Below are 15,813 nucleotides of genomic sequence, written 5' to 3'. Positions count from 1 at the left end.
GTTTACCATAAACCAAAAATTTCTCATCTATGCTCTGTTGGGCTTTTATCCTAAAATGAAGGTGTCAAAAAAAAGGGAGGAGGCGTTTTCCATGCCGTTTACACCCCGGCAGACAAAGGGCAGGGAAAAGTCCTTCTACAAGACCCTTTATCTGTCGGAACAGCTGATCCGGGAGGTCGAGCGGATCGCCTCGGAATATGACACGAGCTTCAATAATGTCGTCGTCAGCATGATCGAATACAGCTTGCAGAACGAGGGGACGAACCCCGGAATGGAGGAACAGCATGAACGCACGCAGGCCGCTCATCAATGAAATCTACCGCTCCTGCTATGAAGAGAGCGTCAAGGAACCGGACGAGCTCTTCCAGCTCCGCCAATCCCGCATCGAGCTCGAGCGCCTTCTCCGTGCCCGCCTCGAAAGCGGCGGCGACGAGAGCCGGGACCTTCTCGACCAGCTTCTCGAATGCACCACCCGCATTGAGTCCTATACCTGCGAACTGTACTTCCGCGAGGGCTACTCCTACACCTTAAAGTTCCTCGCGCAGGGCCTCTGCTGAACCGGGGCGGCCGCCGTTTTGGCGGCCGCCCGCTTTTTTTGTCCGAATTGCCCTCTAAAAGTTCACAATTTCGCAATAATTCTTGACAATCCTATGACATCCATATAAAATAGTAATGTCATGCAGTATGTTTTATGGTATCATCGCACGGAAGGTTTTGGCGTTTTTTCCCCGCTTTCCCGCGCTGTGCCAATAAAAATATTCTATCCGCGCACGGCTTTCCGCGCGCGGATTGCGGACATTGAAAATGGAATAAAGGAGGTCAGTGTTCCCCATGAGCACAATCGGATTCATTCCGTTTGTCGTCAGTGTGATTGGTGCTTTTTTAGTTGGCGCGGTAATCGCATTTTTCCTGGGTATTGCATACCGCAAAAAGGCCGCGGAAGCGGCGCTCGGTTCCGCCGAGGAGGAAGCGAAACGGCTGATCAGCGACGCAATCAAAGCGTCGGAAACAAAAAAGAAAGAAGCCATCATTGAGGCGAAGGACGAAATTTACAAGCTCAAGCAGGACAATGAAAAGGAAATGAAGGAACGCCGCTCGGAGGTTTCCCGCCTCGAACGGCGCATCCAGCAGAAAGAGGAGTCGGTCGACAAAAAGCTCGACAACCTCGAAAAGAAGGAAGAAACCCTTCAGTCAAAACTCAAGGAGGCGGACACCAAGCTCCAGGAGGCCGAGCAGGTCAAGACCCACCAGTTCGACATGCTCGAAAAGATCTCCGGCTTCACCGCCGACCAGGCTAAGAATTATCTGCTCGCCAACCTCGAAGGCGAGCTGACCCACGAAAAGGCCCTCAAGATTTCCCAGTATGAGAGCCAGCTCAAGGACGAGTCCGACCAGAAGGCGCGCGAGATCATCGCCGCCGCCATCGGACGCTGCGCGGCCGACTATGTGGCGGAGATCACCGTCTCGGTCGTCCCGCTGCCCAGCGACGAAATGAAGGGCCGCATCATCGGGCGCGAGGGGCGCAACATCCGCACCCTCGAAACCCTCACCGGCGTCGACCTCATCATCGACGACACCCCCGAGGCGATCACCCTTTCGAGCCACGACGCCGTCAAGCGCGAAACCGCGCGCGTCGCGCTCGAGCGGCTCATCCAGGACGGCCGCATCCATCCCGCCCGCATCGAGGAGACGGTCGACAAGGCCCGCCGCGAGATCGAGGGCAAGATCAAGCAGGACGGCGAACGTGCCGTTATGGAGTGCGGCGTGCACGGCATGCATCCCGAGCTGGTCAAGCTGCTCGGCCGCATGCGTTACCGTTCGAGCTACGGCCAGAACGTACTTAGCCATTCGATCGAGGTCTCCCAGCTTGCCGGCATGATGGCCGCGGAGCTCGGCGCCGACGAGGCGCAGGCGCGCCGCGCGGGCCTCATCCACGACATCGGCAAGTCGATGACCCACGAGATCGAGGGTTCCCACGTGCAGATCGGCGTCGACCTCGCCCGCAAGTACAAGGAGAGCCCCGATATCATCCACGCGATCGAAGCGCACCACAACGACGTGGAGCCCCGGACGATCGTGGCCTGCCTGGTCCAGGCGGCCGACGCGATCTCCGCCGCCCGCCCCGGCGCCCGCAGGGAGAACCTCGAGAACTACATCAAGCGTCTTGAAAAGCTCGAGGAGATCGCCAATTCCTTCGACGGCGTCGAGAAGTGCTACGCCATCCAGGCCGGCCGCGAGGTGCGCATCATGCTCAAGCCCGACGTCGTCTCGGACGACCAGATGACCATCGTCGCGCGCGAGATCGTCAAGAAGATCGAAAGCGAGCTCGACTACCCCGGGCAGATCAAGGTCAACTGCATCCGCGAGAGCCGTGCGATCGAATACGCGAAATAAGCTTTTACGCCAAAGGGCGCCGGAAATTCCGGCGCCCTTTTTCCGTACGTCCTATCTCGGGCCCTTCCATTTGACCGGCCTGCCCGCCGCCGCTTCAAAAAACGCGCGGAATTCCTCCGGGTCCCCCCGCGTGAAGCCGTCCCGCCCCAGCACGTAGGCCTGCTGCCTCGTGATGTAGAGGTAGTAGCCCTCCCGCGTCTCAAACGCCTTGACGAACTGGCTGTAGTAGATTTCCCCCGCGCTCTGGTCAGTCTCCCACGCCATGCGGTCGCCGTAGAAGGCCATCCGGGTCTCCAGCATGCCGGAGACCCGGTTTTTGCGGGCGGAGCGCACCGACAGGGCGGTGACCCACTCGGGCGCGAAAAGAAAGAGCAGGCCCAGCAGGGCGGCTTCGACCAGCCGAAAGGCCGCCCCGCCGCTCCCCGTCGCGAGGGCCTCCGCCAGCGTCATCAGGAATGCCAGCAGGGCGACGACGCCGACGATCCGAAAACATAAAAACAGATGCGTCAGGTATTTGTGGTGGAACCGGATCAGCTGCCGGTACATCCGGTCGTCCTGTTTCATCCGCGCCGCAAAACGCGCGGATTCCGCCGTGTGTTCCATTTTGCCGCCTCCTTTTCCTCCATTCTAGCACGCCCGGCGGCTCAAAGCAATCCGGCGAGGTTTTGGGCGAGCGTGCCAAGCTGGAAGACCGCGAGCGCGGCGGCATAGGCGACGGCGGTTTGCAGGAGGGCCGCCGCGAGCGCGCGCCAGGTGGAATGGAGCTCGCGGCGCATCGTCGCGAGCGCCGACACGCAGGGGGCGTAAAGCGCGCAGAAGACGAGGAAGGCCGCGGCGGAGAGGGGGGAAAACCGCGCGGCGAGCGCCGCCGCGAGAGGCCCCTCCCCCGCGAGCGACACCCCCAGCGTCGAGACGACCGCCTCCTTGGAGACCAGCCCGGCGAGCAGCGCGACCGCCGCCTCCCGGAAGCCGAAGCCGAGCGGCGAAAAGAGGGGCGCGAGCACGCCGCCCGCCCGCGCGAAGAGGCTGGCGGCGGGGTCCGCCGTGAAGCGGAGTCCCCCGTCCACATGCTGGAGCAGCCAGATGAGCACGCTCATCGCAAAGATGAGGGTCCCCGCCTTGCGCAGGAAGTCGCCGCACTTTTCCCCGGTGTTGCGCAGGACGTTTCGCAGCGAGGGGGCGCGGTAGGGCGGGAACTCCATGAGGAAGGGGGCCTCCCGCCCCCGGAAGGGGCCTTTGCGCAAAAACCAGCCGACCGCCGCCATCGCCGCAATCCCCGCAAGGTAGAGCGCCGCGACCGCCAGTCCCTGCCGCCGCGGGAAGAAGACCCCGGCGAAGAGGGCGTAGATCGGGAAGCGCGCGCTGCAGGGCAGGTAGGGGGTCAGCAGGATGGTCAGCCGCCGGTCCCGCTCGCCCCCCAGCGTGCGGGCGGCCATGACCGCCGGCGTGGTGCAGCCGAAGCCCATCAGCATGGGGATGAAGGATTTGCCCGTGAGCCCCAGCCGCCGCAGGGGCAGGTCCATCAGAAAGGCCGCGCGGGAGAGGTAGCCGCACTCCTCGAGCAGCGTGAGGCAGAGGAAGATGAGCGCCACCTGCGGCAGAAAGGTGAGGACGCTGCCCACCCCGCCGAGCACGCCGCCCACCAGCAGGTCGGAGACGGGCGGCGACACGCCGAGCGCGGGAAGCCATCCGGAAAGGCCCGCCGAAAGCCCGGCGAGCAGCCGTTCCATCCAGCCTTTGAGCGCGAGCCCCGGCCCTCCGAAGCAGACGCCGAACATCCCGGCCATCGCGGCCAGGAAGATCGGGAAGGCCAGCTTCCGGTGCAGGACCGCCCCGTCGATCCGGTCGGTGAGGGTCCCGCCCGCGGGCCGGGGCGGCGTTTTCACCGCCTCCCGCAGGATGCGTTCGATCAGCCGGTAGCGCGCCCCCGCGATGAGCGAGGCCGTGTCCTCCCCCGTCTCCCGCTCGAGCGACGCGCGGATGCGCCGCAGCTCCCACCTCTGTCGGGCGGTGAGGCGCAGGCGGTCCTTGAACGCGTCCGGGTCCTCCAGCAGCCCGGCGGCATAGAACCGCAGCCGGCCCGGTTCCCGCACCGCTCCTTCGACGGCGCGCGCCGCCTCCGCGATCGCGCCGTCGAGCGGTTCCCCGTACCGGGGCGGCGGCGGGACGCGCGCGCGGCCCAGCGCCGCGGCCGCCAGCTCCTCCACACGCTCCCCCTTCCTCGCCGCGACGGGCACCACCGGCACCCCCAGCAGCTTTTCCATCCGGGCGGCGTCCACGCCGCCGCCCGCCGCCCGCACCTCGTCCATCATTCCCACGGCGACCGCCATCGGGGTCCCCAGCTCGCAGAGCTGCAGCGTCAGGTAGAGCCCCCGTTCGAGCGAGGTGCCGTCCAAAATGTTGACCGCCGCGTCCGCCTGCCCGCCGAGCAGGAACTCCCGCGCGACCCGCTCCTCCAGCGTATACGCCGCGAGCGAATAGATGCCCGGCAGGTCGACGAGCACCGCCCGCTCTCCCGCCGCTTCGATCCGTCCCTCCCGGCGTTCGACCGTCACCCCCGCCCAGTTGCCCACGTGCTGGCTCTGCCCCGTGAGCCGGTTGAACAGGGTGGTCTTGCCGCAGTTGGGATTGCCCGCCAGCGCCACCGTCCGCATTGCCCGTTCCTCCCCGCGTTTCCGATTCGGGTTTGTCCCCTGCCACCAGCATATGACACGGCGGGAATTTTTAGCCCTCGCCGCCGGAGGGCGCGGCGGAAGGGACGGAGACGCGGCGGGATCGGCCGTCCCACGGGACGGCACGCCGCGGGGCCGCCCGCTGGCGGCCCCGCGGCGCCCCGCGCTTCGCGCGGGCGATCCCGCCGCCGCGCAAAACCCCCCGCCGCTGTATCACAGCGGCGGGGGTTTTCCGTATTTCCGGAGCTTCGCGGGATCTATCCGCGGCAGAATTTCTCGACGTAGTGGTCGATCGCGTTCTGGACGATCTCGATCGCGGTTTCGGGGCCGGCCACCTCGTTGACGGCGGTCTGTTTGCCCTCGAGGGATTTGTAGACGCTGAAGAAGTGGCGCATCTCGGCAAAGACATGCTCGGGCAGCTCGCTGATATCCCGGTAGTGGTTGTACATCGGGTCCTCAAAGGGGATCGCGATGATCTTCTCGTCGTTTTTGCCGTTGTCGATCATCGAAATGACGCCGATCGGGTAGCAGCGCACGAGGCTCAGCGGGATGAGCGCCTCGGAGCAGAGCACCAGCACGTCGAGCGGGTCGTTGTCGTCGCCGTAGGTGCGCGGGATGAAGCCGTAGTTGGCGGGATAGTGGGTGGAGGTGTAGAGGATCCGGTCGAGGATGATCAGCCCCGTCTCCTTATCCAGCTCGTACTTATTCTTCCCGCCCTTCTGGATTTCGATCACAGCGATAAAGTCGTTTTTGGTAATGCGCTTGGGCGACATGTCATGCCAAATATTCAATCCGATAACCCCTTTTCAAAACTTCTCTAGCCCTGTAGCGTCCTGTCAGGATGATTTTAGCACACCGCGGCCCAATAAGCAACCTACCACTTGGTTTTTGTCTCCACGACCTTGCCCACGATGGTGAGCCGGTCGATTTCCCCGCCGATGAAGACCTGCGTCTGGTAGGCGGGATTGAAGGGCTGCAAGATCACCGCGCCCTCCTTTTTGAGCACCTTTTTAAGGGTGCCCTCCTCCCCGTCGACAAGCACGACGGCCAGATCCCCGCTTTCGACGTCGGGCTGGCTGTGGACGAGCGCGAGGTCGCCGCTGCTGATGCGCGGCTCCATGCTGTCCCCGCGCACGATCAGGTAGAAATAGTCGCGCGGGTTTTTGACGTTCGCGGGCTCACTGCCGTAATCCTCCTCAAAGGCGTAGGCGTCGTAGCCCGCCTTGACGGTGCCGAGCACCGGCACGAGCACCTCCGCGCCCGGCCACACCGGCGCGGAATGCGCGTCGTCCCGCCCGAGCAGGCCGTCGGCCGATACGCCGAAGAGGTCGGCGATTTTGCGGAGCGTGCCGGGGTCGGGGGTGGAACGCCCCGTCTCCCACTTGCCGACCGCCTGCTGGCTGATGCCGAGCTGCGCGGCCAGCGCGCCCTGCGAAATTTTGCGCTCCTTGCGAAGCGCCCTCAACCGTTCGGAAAACATCGATCTTCTCCCTTTCCCGGCGCGCGGGAGGAACCCGCTGTCCGGCCCGCGCCGCCGTCCCCGCAGCCATTTATACTGACAGTTATATTTTACATCAATAGGTTGTATCTGTCAATCCAAATAATCAAAAAAGTTGTAAAACAGCTTGACAACAACCATTAGTTGTTGTATATTGAAAATACAAACAATCGTTGTTTTTCGGCAGTCCGGACGCCTCCTTTTCCGCGCGGGAGGCCGTCCGCCGGGAAACGGTCGGCGCGGAGGAAGGAAGGCATCCGGATGAAACTGTTCTATCATATCCGCTATCTGTTCCAACTGCTTACGGTGGTTTCGGCGTTTTTGGTCCTCGGTTCGCTCGGCGCATGGGAGACGGGCGGCATTTCCCTCTGGGAATGCATCCTCCAGCTCGTCGCCTTCACCGCGATCGGCGTCTTCTGCGCGCGGGCGGGCTCCAAGAAGCCGGCCCGGCGCCGCCATGCGCCGGCGCCCCCGACGCAGGCCGCGCAGGCGCGGCCTGTCCGCCGCCGCGTCGCCGCCGCGCACGCGGCCTGAACGCGTACCCGCACGCCGCCCGGCGCCATCCTGCGTCCGCGGCGCGTGAAAAAGCCGCGGGAATCCCGCGGCTCTCCTGCTTTTGGCGTTCCCTGTGGATACGCACTCCATGTCTTTACACGCCCTCCAAATCAAAGGGGGGCGTGTATTCTTCTTTTGCGGAGCTTTTCTCCTGCATGTAGCCGCGGACGCCCAGCTCCCGCGCGCGCTCGAGCACCCTGCGGTATTCGTAGCTGCTCAGCCGCCGGCCGAGCTCGGGGAACTCCCCGCTGCGGTAAAAGGGGGTGTACTGGCTCATGACGCTCACACGGATCTCCTCCAGCGGCAGGTTTTCCGCGATCCATTCGAGCACCGCGATCGAATCGTGGAGCCCGCCCGGCAGCACGAGATGGCGGATGACGAGCCCCTTTTCGAGCAGCCCGTCCGCTCCGAACCGGACGGGCCCCGTCTGCCGGAACATTTCGGCGATCGCGGAGGACGCCGCCCGGAAATAGTCGGGCGCGCCCGAATAGCGCGCCGCGCGCGCCGCGTCGGCATATTTGAGGTCGGGCAGCCAGACGTCCGCCACCTTCCCAAGCAGCTCCAGCGTCTCGGGAGACTCGTAGCCGCCCGAATTGCAGACGACGGGAATTTTGAGCGCGGGGCGGGCGCGCCCCACCGCCTCCACGACCCAGGGCGCCCAGTGGGTGGGGTTCACGAGGTTGAGATTGTGCGCGCCCTGCGCCTGCAATTCGAGAAAGATTTCCGCCAGACGGCCGACGGAGATCTCCTTCCCAAAGTTTTCCGCGCTGATCCGGTAGTTCTGGCAGAAGCAGCAGCGCAGCGGGCAGCCGGAGAAAAAGACGGTCCCCGAGCCGCGCGTCCCGCTGATGCAGGGCTCCTCCCACTGGTGCAGGGCCGCGCGCGCGACGCGCGGGAGCGCGCCGCCGCCGCAGAATCCCCTTCCCGTCCTCCGGTCGGCCCCGCAGGCGCGCGGGCAGAGGGTGCAGTGTTCAAGCCTCATTTTCCTTCGCCGAGCAGCTCCCGCTCGACGAGCCCGGCCGCATAGATCACCAGCTCGCGGCAGCTCTTTCCCTCGCCCGCCTTGCGCCGCTCGATCAGCTGACGGCAGGTGGTGCTGCCGTTCTCCGCCTGGAAGATGCTCTCCAGCTCCTTGATCCGCGCGTAGGTCGCGGCCTTGGTGAGCCCCTTCTCGGGCGAGCCGCCGCTCCCCTGGAGCCCCGCGAGCATATAGACCGCGCTCGTCGCGCCGCACACGCCGCTGTGCATGCCGCCGATGCCGCCGCCGAAGCCCTCGGAGATTTTGAACGCCGTCTCCTCGTCCATGCCGAAGAGGTCACAGTAGGCGCAGAGCACCGCCTGCGCGCAGTTGTAGCCCTGCTTATGCAGCGCCACGGCCTTTTCCACTCGATTTTCCATCTTTTCGCTTCCTTTAATACGGTTGTCCTTTGCCGCCGAAACAGGCGGGATTGATCATAAATGCTTGATAGCCGCTTCGGTTATTATACCAGCCTGCGCCCCGGTTGTAAATCGTCCGGCGCGCAAAAAGGCACGGGCCCGCCCATCGGCGGCCCCGTGCCTTTTACGCTGCCCGCGGTCCGGCCTCAGAAGAGCTTCCCGAGGCTGATATAGTTCTGAATCAGCAGGCTCAACTCCTCCTGCCGCTCGGCGGGAAGCTCCTGCGCCGCGAAAAAGCTGCGCTGAAGCGCCGTCAGCCGCCTGTTCTCCGGGGAGATCAGGTCCTCGTCAAAGAGGCGCATGGTCTGGAGCTTCAGGCCATCCGCGATCTGGTCGAGCGTCTGCACCGTCGGGTTACCGTTGACCCGCTCCAGCCTGCTTACGCAGGCGGTGGTCATCCCCGATGCGAACGCCAGCTGTTCCTGTGTCATTCCAAGGGAAGTGCGTACAAACCGGATGTTACGTCTGATTACCTCGTTGCTGTTTGACATGCGTCCACACCCCTTTTCGACATCATAATACATTTTTCGACCCATTTCAAACTACCATAGTTCTAGATATATGTTACCAGTATTAAATGTATTTTCCATTTGTGTAAAAGCGTCCCCCAAATTTGTGCATCATTTTTTGAAACCGGTTTTTTTCGACAAAACAGCCGCTCGCATGGAAGGCAAATTATACTTTTATTATAAGTTTTTCATGACCACTGTGGAAGCTCTACGCCCCATCTTTTCCGGAAAAATTTTTCCCAGTCTGTCCGGAGGCCGCCGCGCATATCTTTAAACATGTAAAAACCTGACAGGAGGGACCCCTATGAGCGATCAGAACGCCATCCTCTACGCGGCGCCGGAACCCTATCCTCCCATCCGCGTGGAGCGGCCCAATCCCCGTTACGCGCAAATGCTCCAGGCCAATTTCGCCTCCGCGGGCAGCGAGCTCACCTCGATCACCCAGTACACCTACCACAGCCTCGTACTCGGACGCTCCGCGCCCGAGGCCGCCGACGCCCTTCACCACATCTCGATCACCGAGATGCACCACCTCGACATCTTCGGCAGGCTCGTCCTGCTGCTCGGCGGCGACCCGCGCTACTGCTCCCCGCGGCAGGGCTGCCCGGTGGCCTGGAACGGCAATATGGTGACCTACCACGCCTCCCTCTGCGAGGCGGTCCAAAGCGACATCTCCCTCGAGCAGGCCGCCATCCACACCTACCAGTACCAGGCGGCGGCGATCGAGGACTGCTATATCTCCGCGATGCTCAACCGCATCATCCTCGACGAACAGCTCCACATCCGCGCCTTCCGGCGGATTCTCGAAAGCTGCTGCTGACCCGCTTGCATTTTCCGGAGGCTGTGCTATCATATTCCCAGAATCCCCCTCGGAAGGAGGAACGGCATGGTCTGCCCTTACTGCAAAAAACGCATCCCGCGCAAAAGCGCCTACTGCCTGCACTGCGGCGCGCCCCTCTCCGCCCCCGCCGGGGCGGACGCCCCTCCGGTGCGCGCCTGCATCCTCTGCGGGCGGCCGCTGCCCGAGGGCGGCGTCTCCGACCTGTGCGACGCCTGCCTGCGCGGGGAAACGCCGGACGGCGTCCCGCCCGAGCCCGAGCTGCTCCCCGACTTTGACGAGAGCCCGCCCGGCGACGCGCCGAAATCCCGGCGTAAGCTGCCGCGGTGGCTGCTTCCCGTCCTGCTCGTCATCCTGCTCGCGGCGGGCGGGCTCCTCTTCTTCCTGCTGCGCCCCGGCGCGGAAGCCCCGCGGGAGCAGGCCGGCGCGCAAACCGATGCGGAGCGGTACGCCGTCTCCTGCGCGCAGGAGATGGTCCGCGCGCAGGCCTACGACCCCGCCAGCGTCCACTTTTACCGGCAGGGCCTGTCGGTCGACGAGGAGGCGGGCGTCTACACCGTTTCCCAGCGGTTCGACCGCAACACCGCCTCCGGGGAGACGCTCACCGAGTCCTATACGGCAAAGCTCACCCTGTCAGACGGCCTGGACGGCTACTCCCCCCTGATGCTGGAGGTGGGGGGCGGCGTCCTCTACGACAACCGCGAATAACCCCCGCCCGGGGCGGCCAGACGGCCGCCCCGGGCTTTTTTCCCCGCGCGGCGTGCCGACACAAAAAACACACAGGGATCTGTCCCCCGGCGGCTTCCAATTTGGTTATAAGAGTAACCGGAAAGAGAGAGAAACTGGAAACGCAAGAGCAAAGAAGGGGGCATCTCACCATGAAAAAACTGCTCGCACTGCTTCTGGCGGTTGCCTGCGTGCTGTCGCTGAACGTCGCGGCCTTCGCGGCGGCCTACGACATCTATACCGACCCGGTCGTCGGCACCATCCTGAACGGGGACGGCGAATCCGCCTACGATTCGGGCTACGACACCCTGAAGCCCGGCGACGACTACTACTATATCATCGGGCCCTCCTCCGTGGCGGGGTACGACATCCTGACCGACAAGGACGTCGTCCGCTTCTCGATGAAGAAAAAGACCAACGGCAAGCTGGTCAGCGGAGCCGACATCGTGGAAAAGCGCTTCAACGGCACCCGCTACGTCTGCATCAGGTTCTCGATCAAGGACAATTTCTCCGCCGACGAATACAAGGTCGAGATGGAGGCGCAGATCAAGGCGCGCAAGGATTTGATCGTCACCCACTATCCGAGCCTCGGGGGCCGGGACTTCTTCCCGATGTTCAAGCTCGCGGGCCCTTCGGCGCGCAGCGCGGACCTGACGCCCGAACAGCTCGGCGCCGCCTACGAGCAGGCGGTCAAGGAACTGGCCGCCGCGGAAAACAGGCAGAAGGACCTGCTGAACGAGCTCAAACAGCTCGCCGCCGACGCGGGTTACGCCGCGTTCAGCCCCGGCAGCCCGGTTGAAAAGATCCCCGGCGCCGACGCGCTGAAAGCCGAGGCCGACCGGCTGCAGAAGGTCTATGAGGACCTGAAGGCGCAGTACGACGCGGAGCAGAAGACCCAGTCGCTCACGGCCGAGGCGGAAAAGCTGCGGCAGCAGCTCGCCGACCTCGACGCGAAGATCAGGGAGGTAAACGACCAGATCGCCGCCCTTCCCACCGAGCAGCCGGCCGACACGTCCGCGCTCCAGGAGGCGCTGGCCGCGCTCAAGCAGAATATCAGCGGCCTCACCGGAGTGCTCACCGGTTTGGGCGTCGACGTCGACGCCGCCCTCGCGCTTGGCGAAGGGCTCACGACCGGGAACCTGCCCCGGACGCAGCACCCGGACGCGCTGCTCAACATCTTCGCGTCCGAGAACGCGAAAGAGGACCCGGAGGAAAAGGACACGGCAGGCGTCAACGCCATCCTGCGGGGGCTTCAGGGCGAGGGCAGCATTTTTAACGACGTTCCCCTGATTGACGACGAGGGCGGCAACTGGGCCGCCGTCGGCGGACAGCTCTGGACGCTGGCGGTTGATCAGGCGGGCCGGATCAGCAGTATGCAGGCGCAGGCCGCGGAGCTGCAAAAACAGATCGACGACGCGGCGCCGCAGGCGGGCAACGCCGCCCAGCGGCAGGCGCTCGAAGGCCAACTTACCACGCTCAACGGCGACAGAGCGAAGCTCGAGGCCCGGTATCAGGAACTCACCGCGGCGAACCTCTCCCCGCTCGGCGCGCCGGTCACCATCGAGCAGGTGAACCGGGCCAAGGCAGACGCCGACGCCGCCAAGGCGAAATCTGACGCCGCGGCCAAGTACGGCGAGACCTACCTTTTGTGGGCGGAGCAGAAAAACACCGTCGTGCCCGCCGCCCAGAAGGCGAAGGACGAGGCCTACAAAGCCTACTTCGAGGGCGCGACCCAGGAGGAGCGCCTCCAGTCGGGCAAGACCTATTACCACGCCTTCAAGCTCTACATCCAGAATGAAAACCGGGTGGACGACGACGCGACCTTCACGATCGGTGAAAAGGGCGTCGTGATCAAGCCGGTCAAAAACGAGCGCAACATCGTCACCTGGGAGAACGCGGACGGGCCGGTCGCCTCGATGACCTTCCTCGCGGATTCGGACGCCGACTACTACTGCCCGCGCCTCTCCACCCGCTGGAACGACGCCGACTACCTCGACTACTTCCACGACGTGGACGCCTACCTCTTCGACTTTGTCGACAACCCCCGCGTCCCGGCGGCGACCCGCCCGACCCTCTCCCTCTACAACCCCTTCGTCGACGAGGACGGCGACCTGACCGTGCGTGAAAGCCGCATCCACGTCTACGAGGTGGACGGCGACGGCGAGCTGGTCGACAAGACCCACCTCTTCAACTTCGGGGAAAACGACGACGGCGACCGGGTGCTCTCCATCCGGACCTTCACGCTGGGCACCTACATCGTCTCGGACGGCAAGGCCGACCTGCCTGAAAGGAAGCCCTCCAGCCGCCCGGCCGACGTTGAAAAGCCCACCATTGAAGTCAACAACAACCGGAAGCCCGTGCCAAACACCGGGCGCTGACTTTCCTGCCGGGCTTCCGGTCCGTTCACAGCAAAGGGGCGCCCCCGGCCGATGGCCGGGGGCGCCCCTTCGTTTTATGCCCGTTCACGGGCGGATCGCTTCAAAGATCATGCCGTCGCACCTGGCGCGCGCGAGCCTGCCCTCCTCCGGGGTGCGCACCGTCCACGCGAGCAGCGGAAGCCTTTTGCGGCGGCATTTCAGCCGCAGCTTTTCGGTGATGCCGCCCAGCTCGTAGGCGACGAACTGGGGCCTCGAAACGCAGTTGAAGAGCATATGCCGCAGGGCGTAGGCGCGCAGGCCGTCCCGCAGGCCCTCGTACTTCCGGCAGGCGAGCTGGCCGCACACAAGATGGGGCGCGTTTCTCCGCAGCCACCAGACGGTGAGGGGGTTGAAGGACTCGAGGATCACCGGGCCGCGGTAGCCCGCGAGCTCCCGCACGAGCGTGCGCTCCAGCGCGCCGGGAAGCCCGCCGTTTTTGAGTTCGATGAGCAGCGGCACCCGCCCGCCCACACATTCGAGCACCTCCCGCAGCAGCGGGATCGTACAGGCGGTACCGCCCAGCCGCAGGCGGCGCAGGCTCCGGAAGTCCATCCGCTCCACCGTCCCCCGCGCCCCCGTCATCCGCCGCAGGTCGTGGTCGTGGAAGACCACGAGCGTCCCGTCCGCAGCGCGGTGCACGTCCAGCTCGATCGCATAGCCCGCCTCAGCCGCCGCGCGAAACGCGGGCAGGGAGTTCTCGGGGACCCCCTTCCCCGCCGCGTGCAGCCCCCGGTGGGCCACCTTCTGATATCCTTTCAGCAGCATTGCGCATAATCTCCATGACAGATTTGATCGGCCGGTTTCCCGGCCGGTTCCATTTTACCACGCGCCGCGCCCCGCTGCAACGCCCGCCCGGTCTTTCCGGGGAAATTGGAAAAGATTTCACGCATTATTCACATTTTGCGGGTATAATGGAGTTGTTCTTTACCGGACCCAACACAGCTTTCAGGAGGAACCGACATGAAAAAATGGATCTCCCTGCTCCTCGCCGTCCTGACGGCGTCCGCGCTCGCGACCGCCGCCTTCGCGTCTTCGATGGGCGGCGTCGTCAAGCCGAACGAAAACGGCGACAACACCGTCACCTTCGGCAACGACAACGTCACCTACGCCAAGCTCTCCTTCAAGGCGGATTCCGACGCGGAGAAGTTTTACGTCGAGCTGTCGACCGACTGGGACGACTGCGCCTATGGGGCCGATTTCTACGACCTCGACGCCTACCTCTACGCCTTCACGGTGAACCCGTCGATCCCCGCCACCTCCGCGCCCACCCTGCTGCTCTACAACCGCTTCGTGGATGAAGACGGGGAGTTGACCGTCAAGCCGGGCGACGTGACGATCTACCAGGTGAAAAAGACCGGTCTCACCGACGTGACCTCCAGCTTCACCGCCACCGAGACGGGCGACGGCGACCCCGTCTTCGCGATCCGCACCCGCGCGCCCGGCACCTATGTGATCTCGGCGCAGAAGGTGGAAAACGCCTCCGGCGCGCTCTCCCCCCGCAGGGTCACCGACGCCGACCGCGCCGAAGAGAAGCGGGACGCCGCCTCCAAGCCGGCCTCCGACGGATCCGGGGCGGCTCCCGGGACCAAGGCCGTCCTGCCCTCCTTCGCCAAATGAACCCGCGCGTCCCGTCCCCGCCCGCAGAGGGCGGGGACTTTTTTTCGGCCGTCCGCAGGAAAACGCGCCAAACGCCGCACTCTATGGTTGGACCTTTGCGCATTTTGTGATATGATTGTGTTGCGCGGCGACCGCCCGAGGGGCGTCGCGGCCAGATGTGGGGGGATTGCCATGGGTAGCAAGGACTACCGCGCCAGGAAAATCGAATATTACGGGCGCCCGATGGGCGCGCTGAATCTCTATATCTATCTGCTGCTGCCGGTCTTCGTCGTCTGGCAGGCGGTCAGCTTTACCTGGCGCGCCACCGTTGCAAGCGCCCAGTTCGAGACGGTCACCGAGTTTTTGTCGGCGTTTATCATCCTCGTCCTCGGCGCCGCGGCGTGGCTATCGGTCTACGGCGTCGACCGCTACGCCTTCTTCAGCAACATCGTCTTCCTCTTCGCGGCGGGGGCGTCGCGCGTCATCCAGACCTTCTTCCCCAACCTGCTCGACGGGCGGGGCGGGGCGGTCTCCGCCGACCTCCAGGCGGCCGTCGCCCCGGCGGCGCAGGCGGCCCTGTCGATCTCCGGCGGGCTCACGGCCTTCTTCTCCTCCCTTCAGGAGGGGGTCGCCGCCGCGGCCGGGAGCTCCCTGTCGATCTTTTCGGGCGGGGGCATGGGCGCGATGGGCGGCATGGACCCGTCCGGCGGGATGGGCATGGCCGGCATGGGGATGGACGGCATGATGGGCGGAGCGCAGCCCGCCGCCACCTCCCTGATCGGCAAGCTCGTGGGGCTCTTCGTCAAGACGGGAGAGGACTTCACCCTCTTTGCCAACACGGTCGAGTGCGGCCTCTTCGTGCTCGTCTGCCTCTTTTTCCTTTTTTACTTTTTCGGCAACCGGAAGTTTTTCTTTTCCTCCCTCGAGGATTTCCGCGTGCGGGATGAGGCGGGCTGAGAAAGCCCTCGGAACCGGTCCCGGCCCGGCGGGGCCGGTTCCGTTTTTCCCCGCACCCCTCCCCCCGTCCGCGCATATCCTGTCAATGGGGGTGTTCCCCCGTTTCTTTGGGAGGTAACCAAAGATGCACCGCTCTGCCACACCATGCCTTCCCGGGCATCCACCAGCCGTTCTCCTGTTACACCCGACCCTCCTGTTATAACCACACCGGCAC

The 15,813-nt window shown here is 64.5% G+C and carries 17 protein-coding genes; 9 read left to right on the top strand and 8 right to left on the bottom strand.

The genetic code is table 11. The features are described 5' to 3' along the window. Positions 1 to 91 precede the first annotated feature (91 nt). The 3 genes from C1A13_RS05005 to rny all read left to right on the top strand — a co-directional run bounded on the left by C1A13_RS05005 (position 92) and on the right by rny (position 2,394). Complete coding sequence (locus C1A13_RS05005; protein WP_101549692.1) at positions 92 to 313, top strand: hypothetical protein; 222 nt, start codon at positions 92 to 94, stop codon at positions 311 to 313. Beyond that, positions 285 to 557, top strand: a complete 273-nt coding sequence (locus C1A13_RS05000; RefSeq protein ID WP_101549690.1) for a hypothetical protein — start codon at positions 285 to 287, stop codon at positions 555 to 557. Before C1A13_RS05005 ends, C1A13_RS05000 begins: the two co-directional genes overlap by 29 nt. A gap of 274 nt (positions 558 to 831) precedes the next feature. Beyond that, complete coding sequence (gene rny / locus C1A13_RS04995; protein ID WP_101549688.1) at positions 832 to 2,394, top strand: ribonuclease Y; 1,563 nt, start codon at positions 832 to 834, stop codon at positions 2,392 to 2,394. A gap of 51 nt (positions 2,395 to 2,445) precedes the next feature. Here rny and C1A13_RS04990 read toward each other — a convergent pair whose 3' ends face one another. From C1A13_RS04990 to C1A13_RS04975, 4 genes are all read right to left on the bottom strand, one after another. Then, positions 2,446 to 2,997 (bottom strand): YcxB family protein, encoded by a 552-nt coding sequence (locus tag C1A13_RS04990; RefSeq protein ID WP_101549686.1) that lies wholly within the window; start codon positions 2,995 to 2,997, stop codon positions 2,446 to 2,448. A gap of 41 nt (positions 2,998 to 3,038) precedes the next feature. Then, positions 3,039 to 5,048 (bottom strand): ferrous iron transport protein B, encoded by a 2,010-nt coding sequence (feoB, locus tag C1A13_RS04985; RefSeq protein WP_101549684.1) that lies wholly within the window; start codon positions 5,046 to 5,048, stop codon positions 3,039 to 3,041. A gap of 275 nt (positions 5,049 to 5,323) precedes the next feature. Then, positions 5,324 to 5,857: an inorganic diphosphatase gene (locus C1A13_RS04980; protein ID WP_101549682.1), complete on the bottom strand. Its 534-nt coding sequence runs from the start codon at positions 5,855 to 5,857 to the stop codon at positions 5,324 to 5,326. Between the two features lie 83 nt (positions 5,858 to 5,940). After that, a complete protein-coding gene (locus tag C1A13_RS04975; RefSeq protein WP_101549679.1) occupies positions 5,941 to 6,546 on the bottom strand; it encodes a LexA family protein in 606 nt (201 codons plus the stop codon). 279 nt (positions 6,547 to 6,825) lie between these two features. Between C1A13_RS04975 and C1A13_RS04970 the strand changes: the two genes are divergently transcribed. After that, complete coding sequence (locus C1A13_RS04970; protein ID WP_101549678.1) at positions 6,826 to 7,098, top strand: hypothetical protein; 273 nt, start codon at positions 6,826 to 6,828, stop codon at positions 7,096 to 7,098. Between the two features lie 115 nt (positions 7,099 to 7,213). Here C1A13_RS04970 and C1A13_RS04965 read toward each other — a convergent pair whose 3' ends face one another. The 3 genes from C1A13_RS04965 to C1A13_RS04955 form a co-directional block, all read right to left on the bottom strand. Beyond that, a complete protein-coding gene (locus C1A13_RS04965; protein ID WP_101549676.1) occupies positions 7,214 to 8,101 on the bottom strand; it encodes a radical SAM protein in 888 nt (295 codons plus the stop codon). Continuing rightward, a complete protein-coding gene (locus C1A13_RS04960; RefSeq protein ID WP_101549674.1) occupies positions 8,098 to 8,517 on the bottom strand; it encodes a C-GCAxxG-C-C family protein in 420 nt (139 codons plus the stop codon). The genes C1A13_RS04965 and C1A13_RS04960 overlap by 4 nt, the downstream gene beginning before the upstream one ends. Positions 8,518 to 8,702: 185 nt before the next feature. Beyond that, positions 8,703 to 9,047 carry a helix-turn-helix domain-containing protein gene (locus C1A13_RS04955; protein WP_172439170.1) on the bottom strand — a complete coding sequence of 115 codons (345 nt, stop codon included), beginning with the start codon at positions 9,045 to 9,047 and terminating at the stop codon, positions 8,703 to 8,705. Between the two features lie 322 nt (positions 9,048 to 9,369). Here C1A13_RS04955 and C1A13_RS04950 point away from each other — a divergent pair, with 322 nt between their 5' ends. From C1A13_RS04950 to C1A13_RS04940, 3 genes are all read left to right on the top strand, one after another. Next, a complete protein-coding gene (locus C1A13_RS04950; protein ID WP_101549671.1) occupies positions 9,370 to 9,885 on the top strand; it encodes a ferritin-like domain-containing protein in 516 nt (171 codons plus the stop codon). 66 nt (positions 9,886 to 9,951) lie between these two features. Further along, on the top strand, positions 9,952 to 10,611 hold the full coding sequence (locus tag C1A13_RS04945) for a zinc ribbon domain-containing protein (RefSeq protein WP_101549669.1): 660 nt from the start codon (positions 9,952 to 9,954) through the stop codon (positions 10,609 to 10,611). A 170-nt stretch (positions 10,612 to 10,781) separates the two neighbouring features. After that, entirely contained in the window at positions 10,782 to 13,007 is a 2,226-nt protein-coding gene (locus tag C1A13_RS04940; protein ID WP_101549667.1) for a hypothetical protein, read from the top strand. Positions 13,008 to 13,091: 84 nt separating this feature from the next. Here the strand turns inward: C1A13_RS04940 and C1A13_RS04935 are convergent, their stop codons facing one another. Then, positions 13,092 to 13,811, bottom strand: coding sequence for a glycerophosphodiester phosphodiesterase family protein (locus tag C1A13_RS04935; protein WP_101549665.1), 720 nt, complete (start codon positions 13,809 to 13,811; stop codon positions 13,092 to 13,094). 195 nt (positions 13,812 to 14,006) lie between these two features. Between C1A13_RS04935 and C1A13_RS04930 the strand changes: the two genes are divergently transcribed. Together C1A13_RS04930 and C1A13_RS04925 are read left to right on the top strand one after the other, a co-directional pair. Continuing rightward, complete coding sequence (locus tag C1A13_RS04930; RefSeq protein ID WP_101549663.1) at positions 14,007 to 14,663, top strand: hypothetical protein; 657 nt, start codon at positions 14,007 to 14,009, stop codon at positions 14,661 to 14,663. Between the two features lie 171 nt (positions 14,664 to 14,834). Further along, positions 14,835 to 15,599 carry a hypothetical protein gene (locus C1A13_RS04925; RefSeq protein ID WP_101549661.1) on the top strand — a complete coding sequence of 255 codons (765 nt, stop codon included), beginning with the start codon at positions 14,835 to 14,837 and terminating at the stop codon, positions 15,597 to 15,599. Positions 15,600 to 15,813 lie beyond the last annotated feature (214 nt).

The organism is Anaerotruncus massiliensis (ex Togo et al. 2026) (genome assembly GCF_900199635.1).
Classification (GTDB): domain Bacteria; phylum Bacillota; class Clostridia; order Oscillospirales; family Ruminococcaceae; genus Anaerotruncus; species Anaerotruncus massiliensis.
The sequence above is the reverse complement of the archived record's forward strand: the minus strand, read 5'-3'. Positions and strand labels throughout refer to the sequence as shown.